Below are 21,751 nucleotides of genomic sequence, written 5' to 3' on the forward strand. Positions count from 1 at the left end.
GATCTGTTTTGAGGTCTTGAAATAATGCTTAAGTTCACCGTTATCTTATGCTTTAAAGTTGCCAGTTAGAGTAGACTACCAAGATGAGAATGAGACGGGGGCGATTGCCTCTCTAGGTTCTGCTGCTTAGTGACTTACATTCCTTGTTCCCATATCTCACCAGCAACCCTTTATTCTGTCTATGCAGTCAAGCAGCGCCAATCCAACACTACGTCGATTTCTGGTTATTGATGACCACGAAGCTATTTTGGAGGGCACAGTTCCTGCGCTTCAGACAAAGTATCCAACGGTTGAGATTTTAACGGCAAAAAGTCAGCAAGAAGCAAAACAGTGCATCAAACGATGTTGCCCAGAGTTTGTTGTAGTTGATCTCGGTTTACCTGCCTCTCCTGCTACTGTTCCCAGTACTGAAGTTGGGCTTCAACTTCTAGAGTTACTCATGCGTACTGATCCAGCACCTAACCTTATGGTGTTGAGTGTTAATGTGAAACCTTTGCTACGGCTTAAACCTGCTATTCATATTTATGAAGGTGGCTTTGTAGCATTGGATAAATCCCTGCCGGTTCGAGAGATGTTGAAGTATGTAGATTTAGCCTTACGAGGTTCAATTTATTTACCTTCAGAGGTGCGATCGCGCCCAGAGTTCGACCGACGATGGCTGGAAGTTCTAATGCTCAAATATCAAGAGGGCTTGTCTGATAAAGCGATCGCAGAACGGATGGGAATCAGCGATCGCACCATTCGCAATTATTGGCTTAGAATTCAAGATGCTCTGAATGTTTATGATCATCCTAATCAAGATTTACGGATTCAGATTCAGATTGCAGCCCGAAAAGTAGGTTTAATCAGTTGATGTGTTAATTGCGCTCTGGCAACGGTTTAGACAACAGGCAATCGTTTGGTGTGAAGTTGCTTTGCCAGGGCTACTGATCATCGTCCTTGTGCTGCTAATTCGCTGGATTGGGCTATTACAAATTCAAGAATGGATGGCATTCGATTCCCTATCAAGCCGCTGCCCCTCTTCAACGGCGGAGCATTCCATTGTGATTGTGGGAATTGATGAAGCAGATCTCGATAGGGTTGGAGGCTTCCCTATTCCCGATCAAACACTAGTAGATTTGCTAAAGACACTACAACGTTATAGCCCCGCTGTGATTGGGCTAGGTTTGTTTCGAGATATGCCCGTACAGCCTGGGCACGACGCGCTTGCCCAGATGCTTGCTCAAAGTTCAAACCTAGTTGGGGTTGAGATGGCATTAAATCCAGAACCAAGCTTAAACATTAAGCCACCCTCTATGCTGCCATCAGAGCGAATTGGTTTTGTTGATGTTAGCGTCGATGAAGATGGCAAATTACGCCGAATGGTTTTGGCAAGTCAAACTGAGCAAGGAATGCTGAAATATTCGTTTGCACTACAGCTGGCGCAGAGGTATCTTGCAAGTCAAAATATTCCATTTCAAGCTGAAAACTTCACCAGTAAATCAATTCAATTGGGTGCATCTGAGCTGAGTCAATTTCAAGCTAGCTCTGGAGGTTACATTCGGGCTAAAACAATGGGTCATCAAGCACTGTTTAATTTTTGTGCCGCCCAGAGCCTCTTTCAAACGCTCTCATTAACCGATGTTCTACAACAAAACTTTGCACCGGAGTGGATTCGCAATCGCATTGTGATTATTGGAATGACTGCTCCCAGCGTCAAAGATGTGTTTTTTACCTCTGCTTTGAGAGAAACGTTATCGTCTCGCCTGATTAGTAGACTAATTCCAGCAACTCAACTCATCTATGGCGTAGAGGTACAGGCTCATGCCGCAAACCAGATCATTAACATAGCACTCACGCGACAGCCCCAACTTCGAGTTTGGGCTGATGCTTGGGAGTATCTGTGGATTGCCTCTTGGGGATTGCTAGGAATTATGTTAGAAATCCTGTTGCAATCCCCGTGGAGAAGCGTATTAAGCCTTGTGGTCGCCACAGCTATCCTGATCGGTATTAGCTTTTTTGCCTTAATCCTTGGATGGTGGATTCCTTTAGTTCCAGCGGGACTGGCACTGAATGGAGCCGGATTGGTTACAGCTTTTCTAGAGCGTAACCTACGGTTTGAACTGGAGTATCGTCGCGTTGCAGTTGAACGGATGTATGAAGCCATTCACAATGGCCCATTACAACATTTGGCTGTCGTCCTCAGAAGTTTGGACGAGAGCAATTCACCTGGAGAGTTACAGCAGCAATTACAGTCTCTGAACGAGGAGCTACGCAGTATTTTTCAACATATGCGGCAGGAGATGTTAACCCGCAGCGACAGACTTTATCTGAAAGGAAACCTGATTCTAGATCTACAAGCCCCAATTTCAGAACTGCTTTATCAAGTCTACAACTATACCCTGGAGATACAGGCTCCTGGTTTCGCTGAAATTCAAACCTATATTTCACCCGATTTTGAAGTTCTCAAGCGTAATCATTTCAGTGTCAAACAAAAACGAGGATTATGCCTATTCCTGCAGGAAGCGTTGTGGAACGTGGGGAAGCACGCAATAGGTACGACTCGTTTGGATGTAATGTGCCTTCGGGAGGGAAATAATTACGTATTGCGAGTCACTGATAATGGTTTGGGTTCTGCATCTGTTCACGAAGGCCAGGGAACGAAACAAGCAAAAGTTATTGCTCGGGAACTAGGAGGACGATTTCAGAGGCGATCGCATCACCCCAAAGGAACAATTTGTGAACTCATTTTTCCCATGCAAAGGAACTGGTTAAAAGGTTGGGTAAGAGTTCAATAGGTTAACTTGAAAAGACTTATTATCCCAACTTCTTAATGCAATTTTTTGCTTTTCCAAAATCGGAAAGTAATTTGTTTCTAAATTAATCTTCTTCTAAGAAGAACAAGTCATGATAACGACAATTGTTAGAAATGCTTGGGGTAGATCCGTAATGGCAAAAACTCTGCGTAGCCCTCAAAGATACCGTGGTTTTGTCTTGACTACTGTGGGTTTGCAAAAGCTACAGGAACAAATTAAGCAGCTAGAAATTCAAACTCGATTGCGGCAAAGCCCTCGGACAATCGCAGAGCGAGTCCAATTGAGTGAACCTGAAGGCATTCACCCAATAACGGTTAGAAAGATTCTTAACGGCGAAAACGGAGTAGACAAGCGATCGCTCCAACTCATTTTTCGGATATTACAGATCCAGCTTGAGGAGGGGGATTATGCTCATGCAGGTTTATGTCACCAATCTGCTGAAGTTCAGCCATCTGTGAACGCATCCACAACAGCATCTTTAAAGGTAGTCTCTCCAGTTAAGCACCAGGATTGGAGTGAAGCAGTGGATGAAGCTCACCTCTGTGGGCGGGTTCATGAGTTCACTCAGCTTAATCAAGCAGTCATTACTGAGCATTGTCGATTCGTGCAGGTCTTAGGAATTGCAGGGGTCGGAAAAACGGCGTTAGCAACCATGCTAGTGAAGGCAGCCCAGCCTGAGTTTGAGTTTGTGATTTGGAGGTGCCTTCACCATATTCCGACGATTCCGACCGTTTTGACCAGCATTCTTCAGTGTCTGAGTAAACGAACGGAGGAAAATTTCCAACTACCAACTCATATTGAAGAATTGAAAGGGATGCTAATCGAACAGCTCCAGAAACACCGCTGTTTATTAGTGTTTGATCACTTTGATGCAGTTCTGTGTGGCAGGCAGTATGCAGGCTACTGTCGCCCAGGATATGAAGCCTATGGTGAATTGCTGCGAGTTGTTGCAGAAGTTCCTCACCAAAGTTGTTTAATCATCACCAGCCGAGAAAAGCCAAGAGCGATTGGACTTGAACGAGAATCTTATATCCGATCGCTTCAACTCAACGGCTTATCACTATTGGAATGTCAACAGATGTTTGGCAACCACAGTGAACTAGTTGGATCTACAGACGAGTGGCGATCGCTTGTTGAACTGTTTGCTGGAAATCCATTAGCGTTAAAAGTGGTCGTGGTTTGTATTCAAGACTATTTCAACGGTCGTATTTCTGACTATCTTCGATATCTCAATCATGGGCAGTTGTTGTTTGGCGATCTGCGTGATCTACTCAGCCAACAGTTCAATCGACTCTCTGAAGTAGAACGAGAATTAGCTTGTTATTTGGCTCTTCATCAGACACCAGTCTCAATATCGCAGTTCTGCAAGGATATTGCTCTATTGAGCAATCAACCATACTTGCTAGAGGGACTAGATTCGCTCAATCGGCGATCGTTGCTACAGCGGCAGGGAGCTCACTTCAGTCTTAATCCAATGATGCAGATATATATCAACGAGTGCCTGCCTGAGCAGCAAGATAACTTCTCATCGAAGCCAAAGCTCAAGCTCATATCCCATCAAAATTAGAGGTTGAATTATGACTTCCCAAGAAGCATTGGAAATTGTAGAACGGATTTTACCACCAGGGACATTAACCTCGGTCAAAACATTGGTATTCCATCATTCTTGGAACGGTAGGGAATATAGGGCGATCGCCAAAGAAGCAGGTTATGACGATTGTTACATTCGAGAAGCAGGTGCCGAACTGTGGCGATCGCTTTCAGAGGTTTTGCAAGAACCTGTTAAGAAGAAAAACTTTCGCGCTCTGCTAAAACAGAAATTTAGCAATCAAACGATGATGTGACTGCTGCTAAAAGTCAGTACGATGAGCCGGAGCTATGTCACCTGTTGCCCGACAATAATTCCAGTGAAGCTGTAGGGCTGTCCGTCGGGGGTAGTTCATTCTCGCTGTTTCTAACCTTCAAACTTAGCTACCCCAAATGTGGCGTTAAACTGGCGACACCAAATTGCAGCAGATTTGTAATCGTCTAGATTTACCTCTTCAGGAATTAGGTAGCGCTGAGCGCCAGTAAACTCCTCAAGCGGAGCCAGAATGACATAATCCCCCTCTTGTAAGGGATAAGCAGGTGGCTCAGTCGTTGCCAACACATCATCAGAACGATGCAGAATTACAAATAGGTCTGGTCCTTGATCGCTGGTTTTGAAGGATTCATCTAGCTCTAAATAACGTTCACCATTTTCAGTTACAATTTGAACCATTCCTTCGGTTGGGGCTTCTCCGGGCACAAAGGTACCAGATTTTGTGGAAGCCTCCAACGCGGCAGGTGCATCCGTCGAAGCCGTAACCTCTGCGTTAGGAGAAGGACTTGCCGTCTCGCTCACAGGCTGTTCAACAGCTTGTTCAGCACAGCCTACAGATAAGATAAGAAAACTGGCAAGGATACTTAATGGAGCAAATTTCATTGGTTAAAACCTCTTAAACAACGTGAGTTTGAAAATGCGATTGGGTTACGTATTGGGGCAAGAAGGCATACAGCTGTAGTTAACGCAGCTTCCACCCAGTGCATCGCGTTCAAATAAGATAACCTTTCGTCCGTCTTCAGCAAAGTCAGCCGCGAGGAGAATTGCACTCTGACCACTGCCAGTCACAATTAAATCTGCGGTTTCCATAGATTTTTTACCTCAATCAACGTGGGCAACGGCGATCGCTCTAACATTTGCCTGCCGGTCAAATAGGAATCGCGGTTTAAGCAGGATTTTAAGCAGCAACCCCAGAGATTCTAACTCTCCGGGAGAGCAGCGACTCTTCCACTGCCCCGGACGGCAATATAACAGTTCTACTAATCCTCGCTGTTGATCCAGGGTGAGAGCTTCAAACGAAACTTGCACAATTGGATATTCATTGCTCAGATCAGTCCGCGCAATTTGCCCCGGAAAGGTTAATTCTTCTTCCATCAAAGTTATTTGCACAGGTAACGTTTTTGCTTCACTTATAGCTAAATGGTTAGTTTGAGTTAATGCAACCTCTGCTCCAATTTCTGAGATTGCAGTGGTGAATCCCCAAAGCATTTGTTCACCCACTTGAATCCGTGCGGTGCGGCGCAAGTTATACCATTCATAGGGACTAGTGCGAGGCACATCTACCAAAATCAGCAGGGCAATGCTTAACATCAGCAGATTGTAAGCACTCCACACCCAGCCTAAACCGATCCCCTTCAGCTGTTCCGCCACTTCTACGGGCATACTGGGCTGCCAGGTTCCCATGATCAGATAAGTGCCCAGGTTCATCCACAAACTGATTGCCGTTACCAAAAACATGGCAATCAGTGGAAAGGCTAGCTGCCAGTTAAAGGAGAAGCAATCGCTTACTCCTCCTTTGGGAGTCACCTTAAAACCTTTGCCAAAGGGATTGAGCATGACTTTAAACACGGTAATTGCTAGCGGAAACGCTAACACCAGTGAATAAACGTCAGATAGCACGGCGGAGCGCGATCGTGAGTTGAGCCAGGAGAAGGTACTAATATGCACCAGGTAGAAGGGAATGAAGAAATACAGCACGTCTGCTCCTGTGGCTCGAACCGGAATCACACCCAGAAAGGCATAAGCTAGAGGCACAAACAACAACCCAACCCGTGCCGGACTGGTTAACCAGTGCAGCAGTCCTTCCAGATGTGCCAATCGTTGCAACAAATTTAACCCTGGAATCGTGAGTGGGTTGGATTTGATGAAAAAGGCTTGCAACGTTCCCTGTGCCCAACGGGTTCGCTGGAGTGCCTGAACTGCAATATTTTCAGCCGCCAGGCCTGCACTTAGCTTTTCATTCAAGTAAAGAACCCGATAGCCACTTGCCGCTAATCGAATTCCGGTAAAGTAGTCCTCACTTAACGACTCCGTGACAAAGCATCCGGTTGCGATTAATGCCGATCGCCGCACCACAAAGGATGTTCCTGCACAAATTACACCTCCCACACCATCCCGGATCGGCTGGATCTGGCGATAAAACACCTCTTCGTCAGGCGTAAGCGTATTCTCTAAGCCAAGGTTACGGGCGATCGGGTCAGGATTGTAGAAGGTTTGAGGAGTTTGCACCAGCGCCACCTGAGGATCTTGAAAGAAGCCAAGCGTGCGGGTGAGAAAGTTGCGGGTGGGCACAAAGTCAGCGTCAAAGATCACGATGAGTTCGCCGCGGGTGTGGGCGATCGCATAATTCAGACTCCCAGCTTTAGCATGGCGATTGTTGGGGCGCGTCCGATATTCACAGCCTAACTCTGTTGCCAATGCCTCCACTTCCGGTCGTCGAGTATCATCGAGCAAATAAATCGTTTTTGCCTCATAGTCCAACGCTTGACAGCCAATTATCGTGCGCCGCAGGATAAAGCTAGGTTCGTTATAGGTAGGAATTAAGATATCAACAGTCGGTAAATAGGTCTTATTGATCACCGCTTGCGAAAGACGATCGGCTTCAGGACGGCGATCGTTAGTTCGCAATAACAACATGAGTTGAATAATGCCGCCGCTCAGCAGCATCAGCTCCATTAAAAATAAGCCGATGCTGAATACTCCATTTAGAGGTGTGCTGAGGTTGAGGGTGGAGAGCGATCGCCACAGCAAATAGCGGATAGCCAGAATTAACAGAATGCCTACTACAATTGTTCTTGACCAGGTACGCGGTCGTGGAGATATCTTGGTGATAGCAATCACGACGAGCATCAGCGCTACCGTCCAAAACAGCAGGTAGTTCCCAACCATCATTGGCGCTTCAATCCACATGGGTGAGCTTGCCTGAAGCTGATCCAACTGCTGAAAAAGCGTGCTAATCGTACCCTCTCCAGCAAACCAGGCAACCGTAATTGCGCCTGACAACACCACAATCCCCAACATAACCAGGGTTGCAAAGTGCGGAGATGACATTCTCCAACGACGCAGAATAGAAATGGGATGGTGAGGTTCTACATTCATCAATCTACCCAGAGCTTCTAGGCATTCTGTCAAATATTCCTATTGCTTAGGTCTATCTTTCACTTGAAGATAAGGAGAACTTTAAGAGCAAACTTACTTGCTATATGGCATTACAGGTGACAAAGAAAAAGCGTTGTGTATACACAGCAGCTTTTAGAAATGCGTCGACAGAGTCACTCGTTTAGCCTACGATTTAGCCAAAGCAACCAGTAAAAACATGAGACTGGATGAAGTCGTGGGCGAACTGGAGCTTCGGTTTGCCCCATTCACGCTTCAAAAAATGATTCATGCAGGGAGTCTATTAAATAAGTTTTTCCTTAACTTCGATTCCATCTTTTTCCACAGAGCTGACTTAAGCACAGATACTTCGTTCAAGTCTTGCGTTACCTCAAGGCTGCTTGTATCTACAAGGAAAAGGAACTTCCTGTTGACGCTCTTTTCTGAGAACTCTCAGGGCTAACTCAGGCAACTCTCAGTTCTGCCGTGCATTCTAACGATTAGTCCGATCGCCCAAGCAACAGATCATTCCAAAAACATTCTAACTAAGAGAGATTTCTGCATGAAGATCAAATCAATTAAGCGCCATTCAATTGTGAAATTTGGCATGGTTTCAGTTTTAGCGTCAGCACTTTCAATTGCCACCGCTGCTGCCACCATTGCTAATCCTGTTCATGGAACCCTCGGATCGGTCACTGCAACTGAAAGCTTAATTGCTCAAAGTGAGTCCGTCGTTGCCCTGGCTGGAACTTTTGTTGCAGCAGAGGCACCCACCACGGGGACAGCCCGAATCATTGAAGAAGACGGACAAAGATATGTTGTATTAGATTCCGCCTTCAGCACAACCGATATGGCTCCTGATCTACACGTCGTTCTAGAAACTTCTGAAGTTCCACCAGGTAGCTACTCTAGCTTTGGTAGCTTTGTAAACCTGGGTGCGCTGCAAAGTGTCACGGGTGAACAGCGCTATCCCATTCCAGATTCGGTTAATCTATCAGAGTTCAAATCCGTCTCAATTTGGTGTCGCACGGCTAACGCAACAATGGGCTATGCCGTCCTCGGAGGTTCAAGCAGCGCCAGCATTCAATAGCCTCAATTGACACTGCTAACAGTTCACTGGTTCCTAGTTCCTACTCCAAAAAGGCGTAGGTTGGGTGGAACAGAGCGTAACCCAACAAAATCCAAGCCCGTTTTGGGTTACGCTACGCTTCACCCAACCTACAGTTTTTATTCCACCCAAAGTATGTTGTATCTTTTGCTAACCGATTCCCAGTTCTCTAGTTAGATGGGGAGATCATGAATCCGTTAAGTCCAACCGTGATCTTAGGTGGTGGTTTTACTGGATTGCTGACGGCATTACACCTTTGCCATCACCGCCACTCTCGACCCATTGTTTTGATCGAACAAGCGGACCGATTTGTGTTTAAGCCACTCCTATATGAGTTGTTGAGTGGTGAAATGTCCGATAGCCAGGTTCAACCTCGCTACGCAAAACTGCTAGATTGTGACGGTATCACGTTTGTGCAGGATACGGTTCAGGGGATTGATCTGCATCAGCGACAGGTTAAGTTAGCCTCTGGATTGCAATATAGTTATGGACATCTTGTGCTGGCATTGGGAAGTACAACAAACTACTTTGGCATTCCTGGAGCAGAAGACTACACCTTTGCATTTCGCACGGGTGAGGATGCACTATCGCTGGGACGGCACTTGCGGGCGTGTCTCCAGCAGGCAAGTCAAACCGATGATCTAGAGCGTCGTCGCGTCCTGTTGACGGTGGCGATCGCCGGAGCAGGTCCGTCTGGTGTGGAAATGGCTGCTACCTTAGCAGACTTATTGCCCCAGTGGTATTGCAAGCTCAATGGTAACCCTGAAGAAATTCAAATTTTTATCCTCAATCGTAGTAAGGAAATTCTTAAAGGAGACATTAACAGTCATTTGCGGGAAGTAGCTGAAAAAGCGTTGAAGAAGCGCACCATTCCCGTGCAACTTGTGACAGAAGCAACAGTCAGCGCCATTCATCCAGAGTGTTTGCAATACAAACAGCAGGGATATGAGAACCAGCTTGATGCGGCGACAATTATCTGGACAGCCGGAACTGCCGTTCACCCTTTGCTCAAGCAACTCGACATTCCTGCTGACCGGCGCGATCGCTCTGGTCGTCTGCGAATTACGCCTACCATGCAGCTACCTGATTTTCCGGAGGTGTTTGTAGGTGGGGATAATGCGGCACTGGACATGATGCTACCTGCAACAGCGCAAGTTGCTTACCAGCAGGGGGCTACAATTGCTCACAATGTGATGGCAATGGTGCAAAACAAACCTCTTAAACCCGTCAAAGTTACCCTTCGAGGAACCTTGATGAAACTAGGATTAGGGGAGGCAGCTGCTAATTTATTCGATCGCTTTATCATCTCTGGGCGATCGGGGCACTTGATTCGTCAGGGCACCTATTTAGAGCTTTTGCCAACCCCTGTTCACAACTTTAAGGCGACGGTAGATTGGCTCACCGATGAAATTTTTAGCCGTCACAGTCAACCTAACCTATCCAGTCAACCTTCCCTTCATCTATTGCAACGGTTGGGAGATATTGCGGCCGTTCTGGTGGTAATCAGTAGCAGTGCATTGTTTTGGCGAGCAATTCAGCCCAATCAATTTAGTCAGGTGTTACAACCGACGGGTTTACCTGTGTTGTTAGATCAGTTACAGCAAAGCCAGTAGTGTTTTCAGGCATTGCTAACTAGATAGATGAATTTTGTAGGGGTATTTCGCGAAACGCTTCTACAGGGGAAACCGATACTTTAGGAAAATTTCAAATGCTTCAAGATACTTTTGACCAGCGAGTTGGATTAAAGAACGAACGCAGCATGGTGATCACGGCGATCGCCACCATGCGCGTCCTCTTAGGCATCTTTTTTATCCTTTCAGGAATCGCCAACTACATCTACTTTCGCACTCCAGGTGGTTTCTTTGAAACGGTGACACAGAGTAAGCTAGCTCTCTGGGGCTGGGGGTTTCAAGGGGTTGGACCTTTGCCCGCTTTCCTTGCTTTGCCCTATGCCTATCTGCTTCCGGCAGTCGAAATGATTGTGGGAGCCGCCTTTGTAGTAAACCGCTGGGTGCGCTGGGCTGGCATCATCATGATGCTCATGCTCCTAAGCTTTATTCTGGCTTTTGGTCTAATTGGACCAGGTGGACTATTGCCTAATAACCAGGGCAATTGGGACAAAAATGTGTTTATGCTGATTGGAGCGTGGACTTGTGCGGCTTATGACCACTACCGCGTTAAGCGGCAAAACAGAATGAATGAGTTAGGATAAGTAGCTCAACGTTGTTATTACCTCATGATCAAATTTTTGAAGGGACTTGATTATTGCTAAGCCCCTTCAAAAATCGGATAGCTTGTCAGGTTGCCATCGCGTTGTGGGCAACGAATGTTACATCTTGAAAGCAGTTCTCCCTTCCATGCAACACCTGGAAGGGATGATGGAGCGATTTCTCCAACTGGGAGCGGTCGAAGTTTCCATCATTTTGTCTACCGTGGTGACTGACAAAGCAATTCAAAACCAATCTTGATCGCGACAGTCAAGAAACTAAAGGAAAGTCTTTACAAACTAAGGGGACTTGCTTAGGATATTTATAAAGTTAATTCTTTATAAATATGAAATCTATTTCGGACCGACCTCAATCACTTGTTCGTGCTGCAACTCTGGTAGAACTTCAGGAAAAAGGACAGTTACTCGTCCGTTTAAACCAGCAACCCATTGCCTTGTTCTACAGCGGCGATCGCGTCTATGCGATCGATAACCGTTGTCCCCACATGGGTTTTCCACTACATGGCAGTGTGTGTAAGGATGGGATTGTCACGTGCCCGTGGCACTATGCTCGGTTTGACTTGGCAAGCGGCGGCACGTTTGATTCTTGGGCAGATGATGTGCGATCGTTTCCCGTACAGATTCGAGATGGGGAGATTTGGGTAGATGTTACCCCCCTGGATAACCTCAAAGTTCATCATCAGCAACGATTACAGGATGGACTAGAGCAAGGCATTTCACTGGTTATTGCAAAATCAGTAATTGCATTACTGGATTTGGGAATTGCGCCAACTAAGCCCTTTCAGGTCGGGCTGTCCTTTGGCACTCGCTACAACAAAACCGGATGGGATACGGGGCTAACCATGCTCACCTGCATGATGAATCTGTTGCCCTACCTCGATGAAAGTGATCGTTCCCGTGCCCTCTATCAGGGACTTTCTGCTGTTGCGCGGGACAGTGCAGGGTCTCCTCCTCATTTTCGAGTACACCCCCTGCCCACAACTCACTTAGATTTTGTGACCTTAAAAGCCTGGTTTCGTCAGTTTATCGACCAGCGCGATCGCGAGGCGGCTGAACGGTGTTTGGTGACCGCAGTAGAGCTTGGAATCAGTCGTACTCAGATTGCCGAAATGTTATTTGCAGCAGCAACCGATCATCGCTACTTGGATGTGGGGCATGTGCTGGACTTTATCAATAAGGCATTAGAGGCATTAGATGCGGTTACCCCTTCGGAGCACGGCGAAGCAACCGATTGGCAAGAAGCTGAACCTGTTCTGGCAAGTCTTGTGGCAGGGTTGGCCAATGCAACGCGCATGGAAGAAGCCAGTTCATGGCGCTATCCAGTGGATTTGGTAGCCATTCTAGAAGAGGCATTTGAGCAATTGCCTGCTGTCCTAGAAACTGGAAAATCTCAGCGAGGAGAGTGGGTTCAACCTCCAGAATTCCTTTCAGTGTTATTGGGAGAGGATGCTCAGGCGATCGCCAATCGTTTGTTAGATGCATTGCGATCGGGCTGTACGGAGGAACAGTTAGCCCAAATCGTCACCTATGCGGCGGCTCTGCGCGTCGCCCGATTTCACACGAATAATGATCATGGAGATTGGAACAGTGCCCACCATCCCTTTACCTTTGCGAATGCTGTTCTGCAAGGAATTCGTCGGGTTTCAACGGTTGAGCTACTTCGGGGTGTATTCGATGCAGCCATGAGCGTTTATTTGAACCGATTTCTCAATGTGCCGCCTGCTCGCTTACCGGATGCTAAAGATATTGTTGCCAATCCTGAATCTTTATTGGAGAAATTGCCTGACCTGCTCGATCGCCAACAGCAGGTCAACGAAACGGGACGATTGGTGGCGCAATATCTTTATAGCGGTGGCAATCCTAAAGCTTTGATGACCGTGCTGGCAAAACTAATGTTGCGCGAGAATCGAGATTTTCATGTGATGCAATCGATGGAAGCGGCATTTCGCCTGTATTCTCAACTCATCGATCCTGTGGAAGGGGTACCTGTATTGGTGGCAGCGGCGCGATATCTGGCAGCTCATGCGCCCACGATGCGATCGCAGGAGCAAACTTATCAGATGGCATATCGATTACACCGGGGCGATCGCTTGTTTGAGGATACAGAATCAGAGGTTGATGCGGACTAATTTGATCAGCGCAATTTGATAAGCGTAACGTCACGCTCCAGCGATAACATGCCCCATGCCTTTTTTCGCTTTTATAGCAGCCTGAATGACTTCCTGCCACCCCACCGTCGGCAGGTGGAATTTGAGCGTTATATCAAAGACCGGGGTTCTATCAAAGATGCGATCGAAGCGGTGGGAGTCCCTCATCCTGAAATTAACCTGATTATCGTGAATGGGGAATCGGTTAGTTTTGACTATCTGGTGCAGGAGGGCGATCGCATCAGCGTCTATCCCCAGTTCACCACGTTGGATATCACACCCGTCTCCCAGGTGCAGCCTCCACCGTTATCGCCGATGCGCTTTGTGGTGGATGTGCATTTGGGCAAGCTAGCAACCTATTTACGGTTGTTAGGCTTTGATACTCTTTACCGCAATGACTACAATGATGATGAACTAGCCCAAACTTCTAGCCAGGAACAGCGCATTCTCCTGACTCAAGACCGGGGGCTGCTGAAGCGAAGCATTGTTACTTATGGGTATGCGGTTCGTTCACACAATCCAGAGGAGCAGATAGTGGAGGTGTTAGCGCGGTTTAGGCTGTATTCTGCGATCGCCCTACTCCATCGCTGTCCTCGTTGCAATGGTGAAGTAATCTGGGTGGATAAAGCTGATATCCAGCACCAAATTCCCTACTACACCCGCCTTTACTATGACGATTTCACCCAATGCCAGAACTGTGATCAGGTCTACTGGCAGGGTGCTCACTATGATCGCATTCAGTCTTTGATTGATCAGGTCAAGGGTCAAGCGATGGCTTCAGTCGTAGACCTGGCTGACAGACAAAACTCCTAAAACCACTGACATACCATAGCCACTGTACGACGGTTTGGGAGAGTGCAGTAATTGTCCAATCATATGTCTGGTTGGCACTCAGCGAATGTGAGCGGCTAGAGGTAGAGGAGAGTCCTTGCAGACCGGAGATGGTGAAAGGTTTCTCAGATTCGCCGTCGTGCATATAGGCAGATAGGTCGGGGTCAGCCTGACGGACCTGATCGAGAAACCAGGAGTGCCGCCCAATCGTATATTGCGGGTAGAGTGAACTGTCCTGGAGTGGCTGTAGTTGTAGGGTCAGCCCGATTAGCTCTGTGTCTTTTGACCAGGTGAGGTTAACTGCATTTGGATTACGTTTGTGACGTGAGCGAGGAGGCATAGGCGGTTGTTTCACTCCGTCTCCCACTGGGGATGATACCTAGAATATAGTTTCGATGAAGGTTAGAAAATCCGGTTGCGTGCAGAATACGGCAGTTTATAAAGCCGTTTCGTTAAGAAGCACTATTGGGTGTACGGGCGAAGCATTCGGCAAAAGAATTGTGCCTTAGTGGCAGGGATTGCGACCGAACGCTTCGCCCCTACCGATGCCGCTACTCTACGGACGGTGGTATTAGTGTAGGTCTTTGACGATTGGGGCATTGCTGATCTGACGCCTCTCAATCTGTTGGCTACACTTGAAGGGTAAAGTCACAGCATTAATCAACCCACATAGATTTGACAGTTTAGTTTTGCAAGTGCAAAGCGCTCGAAAAACAGCTTTTAGGGACACCGCGATGTGCGGAGCGCTTGGTTAAATTTATGTGATCAGCTTAACGGGTGATGAATCGAGCCATGACTAATTTAGAAAAACGCAAGCTGTTGTCTGCCGTCAGCCACGGGGTTTTGCTCTTCAATGTTGCGGTTTTGCCGCTGTTAGTTCCGATTGCGGTCTTGGTTCTCTCTGATGACCCAATTGTGCAGCAAAATGCTAGAGAAGCACTTAACTTTTTCATCAATATTGTTGTCTATATCTTCCTTTTTTTACTGTTGTCCTTCATTGGAATTGGCTTGCCACTGTTGTTCTTAACGGTGTTTGTTAGCTGGCTGATGCCGATCATTGCTACAGTTCACGCACTGACCCAGCTAGACCGACCCTATCGCTACCCGTTTATTTTGCGAGTGCTGTAACTTTTCTACTTGACTAACCCTATTCCGATAAGATTTAATTCTGCAATGCGACTTCAACAGAATGAGTTCTTTCAAGTTGCAGACCCAAAAATTTAGTTGCGCTGCCGAAAGTTGTTGACACCAACTTCCGACAGCTAACCCTTTCGACTGATTGAGGCAGTCTGAGGGCTGAAGGTATTTTATCCCTATTTTCAGCCGCTCCAGTTTGTCATGACGTTTGGGGCGGCTAAATTTTTGGGTTTTCCTCCCCGTCGTTTCATCCCAAGGAAAACCCATGACCTCCAACTTAATCACCCACACTGCAGCACCTATCCTGCTGCAACAGACTCCTGTACCTGTTTCCACGCCACAGCTACAGCCCTTGCCCCTGCGCTACCCCAACCGTGAGCCAATTCGCCATTTGCTAATCGGTTCACCCCCGCTCGTGCAAAACACAATTCACCAGTTACACAACCTGCACTACGCCGAAGCAGGCTTATGGAGTCCAGAAATCCCCCCGGCTGAGTCAGAACTCAGGCTGACGCTCAACCCCGGAGAAGTCTTGCGAATCTTGCTGCGCTATGTGGCGATCGCAGACACACACTAGCCCTCGTAGGGTGTAGATCTTTGTAATTTGATGAAAGCTTTAACGGCGATCGCTTTTTCCTCCGTAAATTCCTCCTTTAATACCAAGTCCCTAAAGTAGAGCAACAGATTGGGTAGGGGCGTTTCGCGAAATGCCCCTACAAGAGTATCTATGTATAGTCCAAATTTGAAGAATTGGTATAACTCAGGCTTCCAAGATGACTTCAAATGCCTCCGAAGCTAAGGCAAATGCTTTCAAAGCCGCTTCAAATACCTCTGAAGTTGATGCAGATGCCTCTAAAATCACTCCAAACGCCTCTGAAGTTATTTCAAATGCTTCTGAAGTCACTTCAAATACCCCTGAAGCCACTTCAAATGCCTCCAGAGTCGTTTCACACCCCTCTAAGGTCGCTTCGACAGTCCCCAAAGTTACTTCTAATGGTCTCCCAAAATCTCTTTAAAAACCTTCAAAGTTAAAGTTGCAGGTATAGCTACCAGGAGCACCTCCATGTCTGATCGTGTTTATGATGTAGTCCTTTACGGTGCCACAGGTTTTGTTGGGAAGCAGACCGTGCAGTACTTTGCCCGTCATGCCTCTGCTGAACAGGTGCGATGGGCGATCGCTGGACGAAACCGCCAGAAATTAGAGGCTGTTCGAGATCAGGTTGGCGTAGGGGTGGATGTGCTAGTTGCTGACAGTCAAGATCAGCAGGCGATTGATGCGATCGCCTCTCAAACGCGAGTACTGCTCACCACTGCCGGACCCTTTGCTCTCTATGGCAATGCCCTTGTTGCTGCTTGCGTTCGGTTTAGAACTCATTACGTAGACATTACTGGAGAAACGCCTTGGATCAAAACGCTAATCGATCGCTATCAGACTCAGGCAGCAGCCGATGGCACACGCATCATTCCCTGCTGTGGCTTTGATTCTGTCCCATCTGATCTCGGCACTTACCTCGTCGTTCGTCACCTGCGACGAGAGTTGGGTGTGCCTTGCAAACAGGTGAATGCCTATTTTCAAGCAGTTGGTAGCTTTAACGGTGGCACATTAGCATCGGCGTTTAATCTCTTTGATTCACCAGGGGCAACTCAGATGAGTGACCCCTTCCTGCTGTCCCCCTCCACATCTCATACTCAAGCCGAAATTGATCGCAACCGTGACCCACAAACACCATCCTTTGATGCAGACCTTAATACCTGGGTTGCTCCCTTTTTCATGGGACTTGTGAATACTCGTGTTGTCCGCCGCAGTGGTGCACTGTACCAGGAATGGCAAGAACCCTATGGTCCCGACTTCAGCTATCAGGAATATCTCAAGTTTGACGAACCCCTATCGTGGCTGAAGGCAACTGGTGTAACTGCGGGACTCGCTCTGTTTGTGGCAGGTTTGCAACAGCCACAGATGCGATCGCTCCTGCAACCTATTTTGCCTCAACCCGGTAGCGGACCTTCTGAGCAAACGATGAATGAGGGCTGGTTCTCTTGTGAATTGGTGGGCACTGCCCTAGATGGACGTAAGGTGCGAGGACTGATTCAAGATCAGGGCGATCCTGGAAATCGAGCGACGGTCAAGTTTGTTTGTGAATCGGCATTGAGTCTGGCGCTCCAACCCGATGAACTACCAGGTGGTCGGATGCGGGGAGGAGTTCTCACTCCAGCAACCGGGCTAGGTGATGTTTTGGCAGAACGGTTACGTCGCGCTGGAATGACCGTAGCTGTGAGTCCATTGTCCTAGTTGCTGATGATTGCTTCGCCAGTTGCTGTCATCAACCGTCTTCAAGCCCTTGTGTTATCGTCGAAAAGAGGTTGCGTCAATCCGAGGAAGTTATGGTTAGGCGGGTAATGATTTGCTTGGGAATCCTGGGCATTTTGGCAACCAGCGCTATATCTGTAGAGGCTGCCACTGATCTTCGTAGCGTTGACTCAGCGGCACTAGGAACTAGCAGGAGTTTACCCTGGTCTGAGCCTGTTCAGATTAATGATCCCTTTGAGGGTAACTTTATTGGCGTGTTTGACCGCAACTATTTCTACGGCAGGTTTCTCAACACGACTACCCGAATTGAGGTGCAGAGCCTTTGGAGTCCAGAGTCGGTGCGATTTCTGTTGGTGACTCGCGATCGCGATTGTTTGAACCAACCCTTCCACTATGGTCTCTCGTCTGACTTAGACTGTTCAGAGTTTAACAACGCCCGGAATATCACTGAACTGTCTATCAGAATTAATGATCAGGTGTTTCAAGTTTCAGGACAAAACAGCACCTTTCCAGTTAGTAGTGAGTTAGCTCAAGCATTACAAACCGCGCCGCAGGGCAATGTCAGCATTCGACTGGTGACGGAAAGCGGGGAAACAATCGACAGCGAAATTGGGCAGGAAACAGTCGAAGCATGGAGAACTGTGTACACGCCTCAAACTGATAATGTATCAAGTAACAAGCTCAATATTCGTTGATGGTTAAAGTTGCAACAATCAACATCTTATTTGACCTAGAAGAATGGACACAGCGACGGGACCTACTGGTCAAAGGACTGGCTGCACAGAATGCTGATTTAATTGCTTTGCAGGAGGTCGTCACATTACCGGAAGATACAGGAGCCTGGCTTGCAGAAGAACTGGATATGCCCTACGTGTATTTCGTTTCTAAAGCCAACAATGAAGAGAATTCTCTGTTTGAAGGAATCGCAATTCTTAGCCGTCATCCATTCGTCCAACAGGAAATGCTCGTGTTAGAAGGGCAGAATCGTGTTGCCCAGTATATTCAGGTTGTGGTGGATGGGCAACCGTTTGTCCTCTGCAATGGACATTATTACTGGTACCCCGGCTCCCATCCGGGTCGGGATATCCAAGTGCAGCAGGTTTTAGATTGGTTAGGACAGCTTCCACCAGAACTACCTGTTGTTGCAGTCGGAGACTTTAACGGAACCCCAGAAACCTCAGCGATCGCCCTTATGCGGCAACAGTTCACGTCTGCTTATGCCGCACACCATGGTCAGGAGCCAGTCTATACCTGCCCCACTCCCCTGGTGCGACGCAATTGGCAGAAAGTGCTGTGGCATGCTTTTCGTAATTTGCGCTTCAATCGCACACTTCGTCCTTGGCGAGGCACCTTGGATTACATCTTTGTCAGTCATCATCTGCGGGTGAAGAATTGCCAACTAATTTTGGATCAACCCGCTTCTAACAGTCGTACTCTTTATCCTTCTGACCATTTCGGTATCATGGCTGATTTGGAAATCCTTCATTAGTTCAACGCATGAACCAGCGTTGACCGATTGAGGAAAAGGTTGATCCAACCTGAACTTAAGTTTGATCCAAACTAATACCTCAGATTAGCTGACTATTGATCAATATGTTGCCTAAACTATAGACCCTGAATGGACTACAAATTTGACTTAGTCCCCTAAATTGAGGTCGTAGTGAAGAAGACAACCCAGAGTTACTTCACCGCGCTGCTCAACTTGAAGCCTTACCTAAAAGTTGGCGTGACTATATTCCAACGGTAGCGGGGTGTTCTCTAAATTGAGTGTGCGATCGAGATTGCAACATTCCTGTACACCATCACTAACACTAACTTACGAATCAACAACTTGTTTCCTTGGAGCCAACAATGACAATCAACCGAGATGGACTTTTAGTTGAACAAGGTCAAGGGCATTCGTACTGGTTTGGTCAAGACCTCTATATTTTCAAGGCAGTTGGTGAAGATACAGGTGAAGCTTATGCGCTTTGTGAGGTTGTTGTTGCACCTCAAGGGGGTACTCCTCCCCATCGGCACAACCGGGAAAATGAATCGTTCTATGTGCAAGAGGGAGAGATTGAATTTCAGCTTGACGATCGCACCCTTGTTGCAACAGCAGGAACCTTCCTTCATTCGCCCAAAGGTCAGCTTCATCGATTTACCAACACTACCGCTGTACCTGTCAAAATGCTGGTTTGGGTGACACCCGCAGGATTTGAGAAATTTATTGCCGAAGTTGGAAAGGCAGTGAATGGTCAAGTTACATCTGCCTCACCATTGAGCCCTGAAGACTTAGATAAAATCCTCACTACTGCGCCTAAGTATGGCATCGAGATTATTCCCCCACCTCCTGAGCAAGCTTAGTCACTGGCTCGAAAACAGTTTGATGAAATAAGTATATATCTCTGTAAAAGACATAATGACAACTCAAAATGTAACCATTCCAGCCTTTTCTGGAGGCAGTTTTAGCGCTTATCTAGCAATACCCGATACTCAGCCATGTGCGGGAATTGTGCTGATTCAAGAAATTCTTGGGGTCAATGATAATATGCGGCAGACTGCTGATGCTTATGCTAGAGAAGGCTATTTGGTGCTCGTGCCAGATCTGTATTGGCGGCTAAAACCTGGTATAGAACTCGATCCTGAGAAGCAGGATCATTGGGCTCAAGCTTTTGAGTTACTCAAAGCATTGGATATAGATAATGGTGTAGAAGATCTGAAGGCAAGTCTGTCTTTTCTAAGGCAGTATCCTAGCAGCACCGGTAAGGTCGGCAGTGTAGGCTTTTGTTTGGGCGGCAAACTGGCATATTTTATGGCAACTCGTAGCGATGCCGATGCCAATGTCAGTTACTACGGTGTTGAGATTGACCAAAATTTAGCAGAGGCGACAAAGATTCAGAAACCGTTGATCTTGCACATGGCTGCAAATGATGAATATGTGTCACCAAGCGCTCAAACCACTATTCAGCAAGGGCTGAAAGACAATCCTCTAGTCACAATCTACCGCTATGAAGGCGTGAGCCACGGGTTTAGTCGCATCAATAGTTCTGCTTACCGCAAAGAAGCCGCAGAATTAGCGGGCGATCGCACGTTGGCGTTTTTGAAACAGCATTTAGGCAGTGGGTCCAAGGTGTAAGAGCCTATTAGTGATGCAATCTGCGCTTCGCGATCGCAAACTACATCCATCGATTGCTCATATCACGGCTGCAACCCATTCCTGTCCAATCAGCACAATGATTGGGCGTATTCCAGAAATAAGAAGGTAAGTAGTGATGCCAAAAAGAACCACCAGTTTTGACAGTAAAGGGTTAAAGTGTTCCGTCACCTTTTACACTCCAGATAAAGCCGCATCTGGTCAGCGTTGTCCTGCGATTGTTATGGCGCATGGCATTGGCTTGACTAAAGAAATGGGTTTGCCCCAATTTGCTGAGCGCTTTGCTCAAGCTGGGTTTGCCGTCACGCTGTTCGATTACCGCTACATGGGTGCCAGTGAGGGAGAGCCTCGTGGACAAATGCTGCCTGCCGAGCAGCACGAGGATTATCGCAATGCTATCACCTGGACCCAACTCCAAAAGGAAGTTGACCCTGAACGCATCGGTGTTTGGGGCTTCTCCTACAGTGGTGGTCATGTGCTGCATCTGGCGGCATTCGATCGGCGCGTCAAAGCTGTTGTGGCACAGATGCCTACGGTGAATGCATTTCTCAACTCCCGTCGCCTGACTTCACCCCTTGAACTCGATGGACTGACAACGTTGCTTTCACAAGACCGAGTCAAACGGTATCAAACCGGGGAAGTGAGTTACTTTCCCCTGGTTGCTCCACCGGGACAACCGAGCTTCCTGCCGACACCCGATGCATTCACCTGGGTTGAATCCGCTAAAATTGCCAGCGAAGGACGATGGGAGAATCGCATCACCTTTGAATCGATCGAACACTGTCTCTATTACGAACCTGTTCCTCACCTTGAGGCGATCTTTCCTACTCCGCTATGTTTAATTGCAGGCGAGAAGGATTTTCTAGCATCTCCTGATTTAACCGCCGCTGTCTATGCGCGTGCAATGGAGCCAAAGTCTTTCACAATCTTGAAGGGTGGACACTTCGACGGTTTTCGGGGGCAGGGCTTCGAGATTGCCAGCACAACTGCCGTGAAATGGTTTGAGAAATATCTGAAACAGGTTGAAGCTTCTGTTTTGGAAGTTGCTGCTGCCTAACGATTTATGCGATCGCTTATGGACTGCATCGTAGCTATCAACTTTAAC

The 21,751-nt window shown here is 47.4% G+C and carries 22 protein-coding genes and 2 pseudogenes; 19 read left to right on the forward strand and 5 right to left on the reverse strand.

Translation table 11 applies throughout. The features are described 5' to 3' along the window. The first annotated feature begins 181 nt into the window (after nucleotides 1–181). The 4 genes from H6G00_RS26360 to H6G00_RS26375 all read left to right on the forward strand — a co-directional run bounded on the left by H6G00_RS26360 (nucleotide 182) and on the right by H6G00_RS26375 (nucleotide 4,639). A complete protein-coding gene (locus H6G00_RS26360) occupies nucleotides 182–853 on the forward strand; it encodes a response regulator transcription factor (RefSeq protein WP_190685024.1) in 672 nt (223 codons plus the stop codon). A 1-nt stretch (nucleotide 854) separates the two neighbouring features. Continuing rightward, the gene (locus H6G00_RS26365) at nucleotides 855–2,777 is read left to right on the forward strand and encodes a CHASE2 domain-containing protein (RefSeq protein WP_190798994.1); all 1,923 of its coding nucleotides are present in this window, start codon (nucleotides 855–857) and stop codon (nucleotides 2,775–2,777) included. Nucleotides 2,778–2,928: 151 nt separating this feature from the next. After that, complete coding sequence (locus tag H6G00_RS26370) at nucleotides 2,929–4,362, forward strand: NB-ARC domain-containing protein (protein WP_190798995.1); 1,434 nt, start codon at nucleotides 2,929–2,931, stop codon at nucleotides 4,360–4,362. 10 nt (nucleotides 4,363–4,372) lie between these two features. Further along, on the forward strand, nucleotides 4,373–4,639 hold the full coding sequence (locus H6G00_RS26375; RefSeq protein WP_190685033.1) for a hypothetical protein: 267 nt from the start codon (nucleotides 4,373–4,375) through the stop codon (nucleotides 4,637–4,639). Between the two features lie 110 nt (nucleotides 4,640–4,749). Here H6G00_RS26375 and H6G00_RS26380 read toward each other — a convergent pair whose 3' ends face one another. The 3 genes and pseudogenes from H6G00_RS26380 to H6G00_RS26390 form a co-directional block, all read right to left on the reverse strand. Continuing rightward, a complete protein-coding gene (locus H6G00_RS26380; protein WP_190798996.1) occupies nucleotides 4,750–5,259 on the reverse strand; it encodes a DM13 domain-containing protein in 510 nt (169 codons plus the stop codon). Nucleotides 5,260–5,319: 60 nt separating this feature from the next. Continuing rightward, a pseudogene (locus H6G00_RS26385) lies at nucleotides 5,320–5,466 on the reverse strand (dihydrolipoyl dehydrogenase); the annotation flags it as partial. Between the two features lie 12 nt (nucleotides 5,467–5,478). Beyond that, a complete protein-coding gene (locus H6G00_RS26390; protein WP_347278229.1) occupies nucleotides 5,479–7,707 on the reverse strand; it encodes a glycosyltransferase in 2,229 nt (742 codons plus the stop codon). 607 nt (nucleotides 7,708–8,314) lie between these two features. Here H6G00_RS26390 and H6G00_RS26395 point away from each other — a divergent pair. The 6 genes from H6G00_RS26395 (at nucleotide 8,315) to H6G00_RS26420 (ending at nucleotide 14,047) form a co-directional block, all read left to right on the forward strand. After that, nucleotides 8,315–8,842, forward strand: coding sequence for a DM13 domain-containing protein (locus H6G00_RS26395; protein WP_190798997.1), 528 nt, complete (start codon nucleotides 8,315–8,317; stop codon nucleotides 8,840–8,842). 206 nt (nucleotides 8,843–9,048) lie between these two features. Continuing rightward, nucleotides 9,049–10,473, forward strand: a complete 1,425-nt coding sequence (locus tag H6G00_RS26400; RefSeq protein ID WP_190798998.1) for an NAD(P)/FAD-dependent oxidoreductase — start codon at nucleotides 9,049–9,051, stop codon at nucleotides 10,471–10,473. Nucleotides 10,474–10,568: 95 nt separating this feature from the next. Beyond that, nucleotides 10,569–11,072, forward strand: a complete 504-nt coding sequence (locus H6G00_RS26405; protein ID WP_190798999.1) for a MauE/DoxX family redox-associated membrane protein — start codon at nucleotides 10,569–10,571, stop codon at nucleotides 11,070–11,072. A gap of 46 nt (nucleotides 11,073–11,118) precedes the next feature. After that, the gene (locus H6G00_RS26410; protein ID WP_190799000.1) at nucleotides 11,119–11,328 is read left to right on the forward strand and encodes an Lrp/AsnC ligand binding domain-containing protein; all 210 of its coding nucleotides are present in this window, start codon (nucleotides 11,119–11,121) and stop codon (nucleotides 11,326–11,328) included. 85 nt (nucleotides 11,329–11,413) lie between these two features. Beyond that, a complete protein-coding gene (locus H6G00_RS26415) occupies nucleotides 11,414–13,216 on the forward strand; it encodes a Rieske (2Fe-2S) protein (RefSeq protein WP_190799001.1) in 1,803 nt (600 codons plus the stop codon). Nucleotides 13,217–13,264: 48 nt separating this feature from the next. Then, entirely contained in the window at nucleotides 13,265–14,047 is a 783-nt protein-coding gene (locus H6G00_RS26420; RefSeq protein ID WP_190799002.1) for a Mut7-C RNAse domain-containing protein, read from the forward strand. On the opposite strand, the gene H6G00_RS26425 is transcribed toward H6G00_RS26420, so the two are convergent. Continuing rightward, nucleotides 13,992–14,420: a hypothetical protein gene (locus tag H6G00_RS26425; protein ID WP_190799003.1), complete on the reverse strand. Its 429-nt coding sequence runs from the start codon at nucleotides 14,418–14,420 to the stop codon at nucleotides 13,992–13,994. The genes H6G00_RS26420 and H6G00_RS26425 overlap by 56 nt on opposite strands. Nucleotides 14,421–14,857: 437 nt before the next feature. Here H6G00_RS26425 and H6G00_RS26430 point away from each other — a divergent pair, with 437 nt between their 5' ends. Together H6G00_RS26430 and H6G00_RS26435 are read left to right on the forward strand one after the other, a co-directional pair. Then, nucleotides 14,858–15,193 carry a DUF4870 domain-containing protein gene (locus tag H6G00_RS26430; protein ID WP_190799004.1) on the forward strand — a complete coding sequence of 112 codons (336 nt, stop codon included), beginning with the start codon at nucleotides 14,858–14,860 and terminating at the stop codon, nucleotides 15,191–15,193. A gap of 274 nt (nucleotides 15,194–15,467) precedes the next feature. After that, nucleotides 15,468–15,779: a hypothetical protein gene (locus tag H6G00_RS26435; RefSeq protein WP_190799005.1), complete on the forward strand. Its 312-nt coding sequence runs from the start codon at nucleotides 15,468–15,470 to the stop codon at nucleotides 15,777–15,779. A gap of 183 nt (nucleotides 15,780–15,962) precedes the next feature. Here H6G00_RS26435 and H6G00_RS26440 read toward each other — a convergent pair whose 3' ends face one another. Next, nucleotides 15,963–16,184: a hypothetical protein gene (locus H6G00_RS26440; RefSeq protein WP_190645771.1), complete on the reverse strand. Its 222-nt coding sequence runs from the start codon at nucleotides 16,182–16,184 to the stop codon at nucleotides 15,963–15,965. Nucleotides 16,185–16,265: 81 nt separating this feature from the next. Here H6G00_RS26440 and H6G00_RS26445 point away from each other — a divergent pair, with 81 nt between their 5' ends. The 7 genes and pseudogenes from H6G00_RS26445 (at nucleotide 16,266) to H6G00_RS26475 (ending at nucleotide 21,703) form a co-directional block, all read left to right on the forward strand. Continuing rightward, a complete protein-coding gene (locus H6G00_RS26445) occupies nucleotides 16,266–17,492 on the forward strand; it encodes a saccharopine dehydrogenase NADP-binding domain-containing protein (protein WP_190799006.1) in 1,227 nt (408 codons plus the stop codon). Between the two features lie 92 nt (nucleotides 17,493–17,584). Beyond that, complete coding sequence (locus H6G00_RS26450; protein ID WP_190799007.1) at nucleotides 17,585–18,205, forward strand: hypothetical protein; 621 nt, start codon at nucleotides 17,585–17,587, stop codon at nucleotides 18,203–18,205. Further along, entirely contained in the window at nucleotides 18,205–18,999 is a 795-nt protein-coding gene (locus H6G00_RS26455) for an endonuclease/exonuclease/phosphatase family protein (RefSeq protein WP_190799008.1), read from the forward strand. Before H6G00_RS26450 ends, H6G00_RS26455 begins: the two co-directional genes overlap by 1 nt. A gap of 182 nt (nucleotides 19,000–19,181) precedes the next feature. Next, nucleotides 19,182–19,277, forward strand: a pseudogene (locus H6G00_RS36820) (3-alpha domain-containing protein); the annotation flags it as partial. Between the two features lie 84 nt (nucleotides 19,278–19,361). After that, entirely contained in the window at nucleotides 19,362–19,856 is a 495-nt protein-coding gene (locus H6G00_RS26465) for a cupin domain-containing protein (RefSeq protein WP_190799009.1), read from the forward strand. Nucleotides 19,857–19,911: 55 nt separating this feature from the next. Then, on the forward strand, nucleotides 19,912–20,628 hold the full coding sequence (locus H6G00_RS26470; RefSeq protein WP_190799010.1) for a dienelactone hydrolase family protein: 717 nt from the start codon (nucleotides 19,912–19,914) through the stop codon (nucleotides 20,626–20,628). Nucleotides 20,629–20,764: 136 nt separating this feature from the next. Then, nucleotides 20,765–21,703 carry an alpha/beta fold hydrolase gene (locus tag H6G00_RS26475; RefSeq protein ID WP_190799011.1) on the forward strand — a complete coding sequence of 313 codons (939 nt, stop codon included), beginning with the start codon at nucleotides 20,765–20,767 and terminating at the stop codon, nucleotides 21,701–21,703. Nucleotides 21,704–21,751: the final 48 nt, after the last annotated feature.

Origin of the sequence: Leptolyngbya sp. FACHB-541 (assembly GCF_014695875.1) — a bacterium.
Taxonomy (GTDB): domain Bacteria; phylum Cyanobacteriota; class Cyanobacteriia; order Elainellales; family Elainellaceae; genus JAAUTN01.

Coding starts and splice junctions, on each gene's coding strand:
- H6G00_RS26445 (WP_190799006.1), top strand. CDS start 16,266: ATGTCTGATCGTGTTTATGATGTAGTCCTTTACGGTGCCACAGGTTTT.
- H6G00_RS26390 (WP_347278229.1), bottom strand. CDS start 7,707: ATGTCATCTCCGCACTTTGCAACCCTGGTTATGTTGGGGATTGTGGTG.
- H6G00_RS26405 (WP_190798999.1), top strand. CDS start 10,569: ATGCTTCAAGATACTTTTGACCAGCGAGTTGGATTAAAGAACGAACGC.
- H6G00_RS26470 (WP_190799010.1), top strand. CDS start 19,912: ATGACAACTCAAAATGTAACCATTCCAGCCTTTTCTGGAGGCAGTTTT.
- H6G00_RS26370 (WP_190798995.1), top strand. CDS start 2,929: ATGGCAAAAACTCTGCGTAGCCCTCAAAGATACCGTGGTTTTGTCTTG.
- H6G00_RS26380 (WP_190798996.1), bottom strand. CDS start 5,259: ATGAAATTTGCTCCATTAAGTATCCTTGCCAGTTTTCTTATCTTATCT.
- H6G00_RS26475 (WP_190799011.1), top strand. CDS start 20,765: ATGCCAAAAAGAACCACCAGTTTTGACAGTAAAGGGTTAAAGTGTTCC.
- H6G00_RS26430 (WP_190799004.1), top strand. CDS start 14,858: ATGACTAATTTAGAAAAACGCAAGCTGTTGTCTGCCGTCAGCCACGGG.
- H6G00_RS26465 (WP_190799009.1), top strand. CDS start 19,362: ATGACAATCAACCGAGATGGACTTTTAGTTGAACAAGGTCAAGGGCAT.
- H6G00_RS26360 (WP_190685024.1), top strand. CDS start 182: ATGCAGTCAAGCAGCGCCAATCCAACACTACGTCGATTTCTGGTTATT.
- H6G00_RS26395 (WP_190798997.1), top strand. CDS start 8,315: ATGAAGATCAAATCAATTAAGCGCCATTCAATTGTGAAATTTGGCATG.
- H6G00_RS26435 (WP_190799005.1), top strand. CDS start 15,468: ATGACCTCCAACTTAATCACCCACACTGCAGCACCTATCCTGCTGCAA.
- H6G00_RS26450 (WP_190799007.1), top strand. CDS start 17,585: ATGGTTAGGCGGGTAATGATTTGCTTGGGAATCCTGGGCATTTTGGCA.
- H6G00_RS26400 (WP_190798998.1), top strand. CDS start 9,049: ATGAATCCGTTAAGTCCAACCGTGATCTTAGGTGGTGGTTTTACTGGA.
- H6G00_RS26420 (WP_190799002.1), top strand. CDS start 13,265: ATGCCCCATGCCTTTTTTCGCTTTTATAGCAGCCTGAATGACTTCCTG.
- H6G00_RS26375 (WP_190685033.1), top strand. CDS start 4,373: ATGACTTCCCAAGAAGCATTGGAAATTGTAGAACGGATTTTACCACCA.
- H6G00_RS26415 (WP_190799001.1), top strand. CDS start 11,414: ATGAAATCTATTTCGGACCGACCTCAATCACTTGTTCGTGCTGCAACT.
- H6G00_RS26455 (WP_190799008.1), top strand. CDS start 18,205: ATGGTTAAAGTTGCAACAATCAACATCTTATTTGACCTAGAAGAATGG.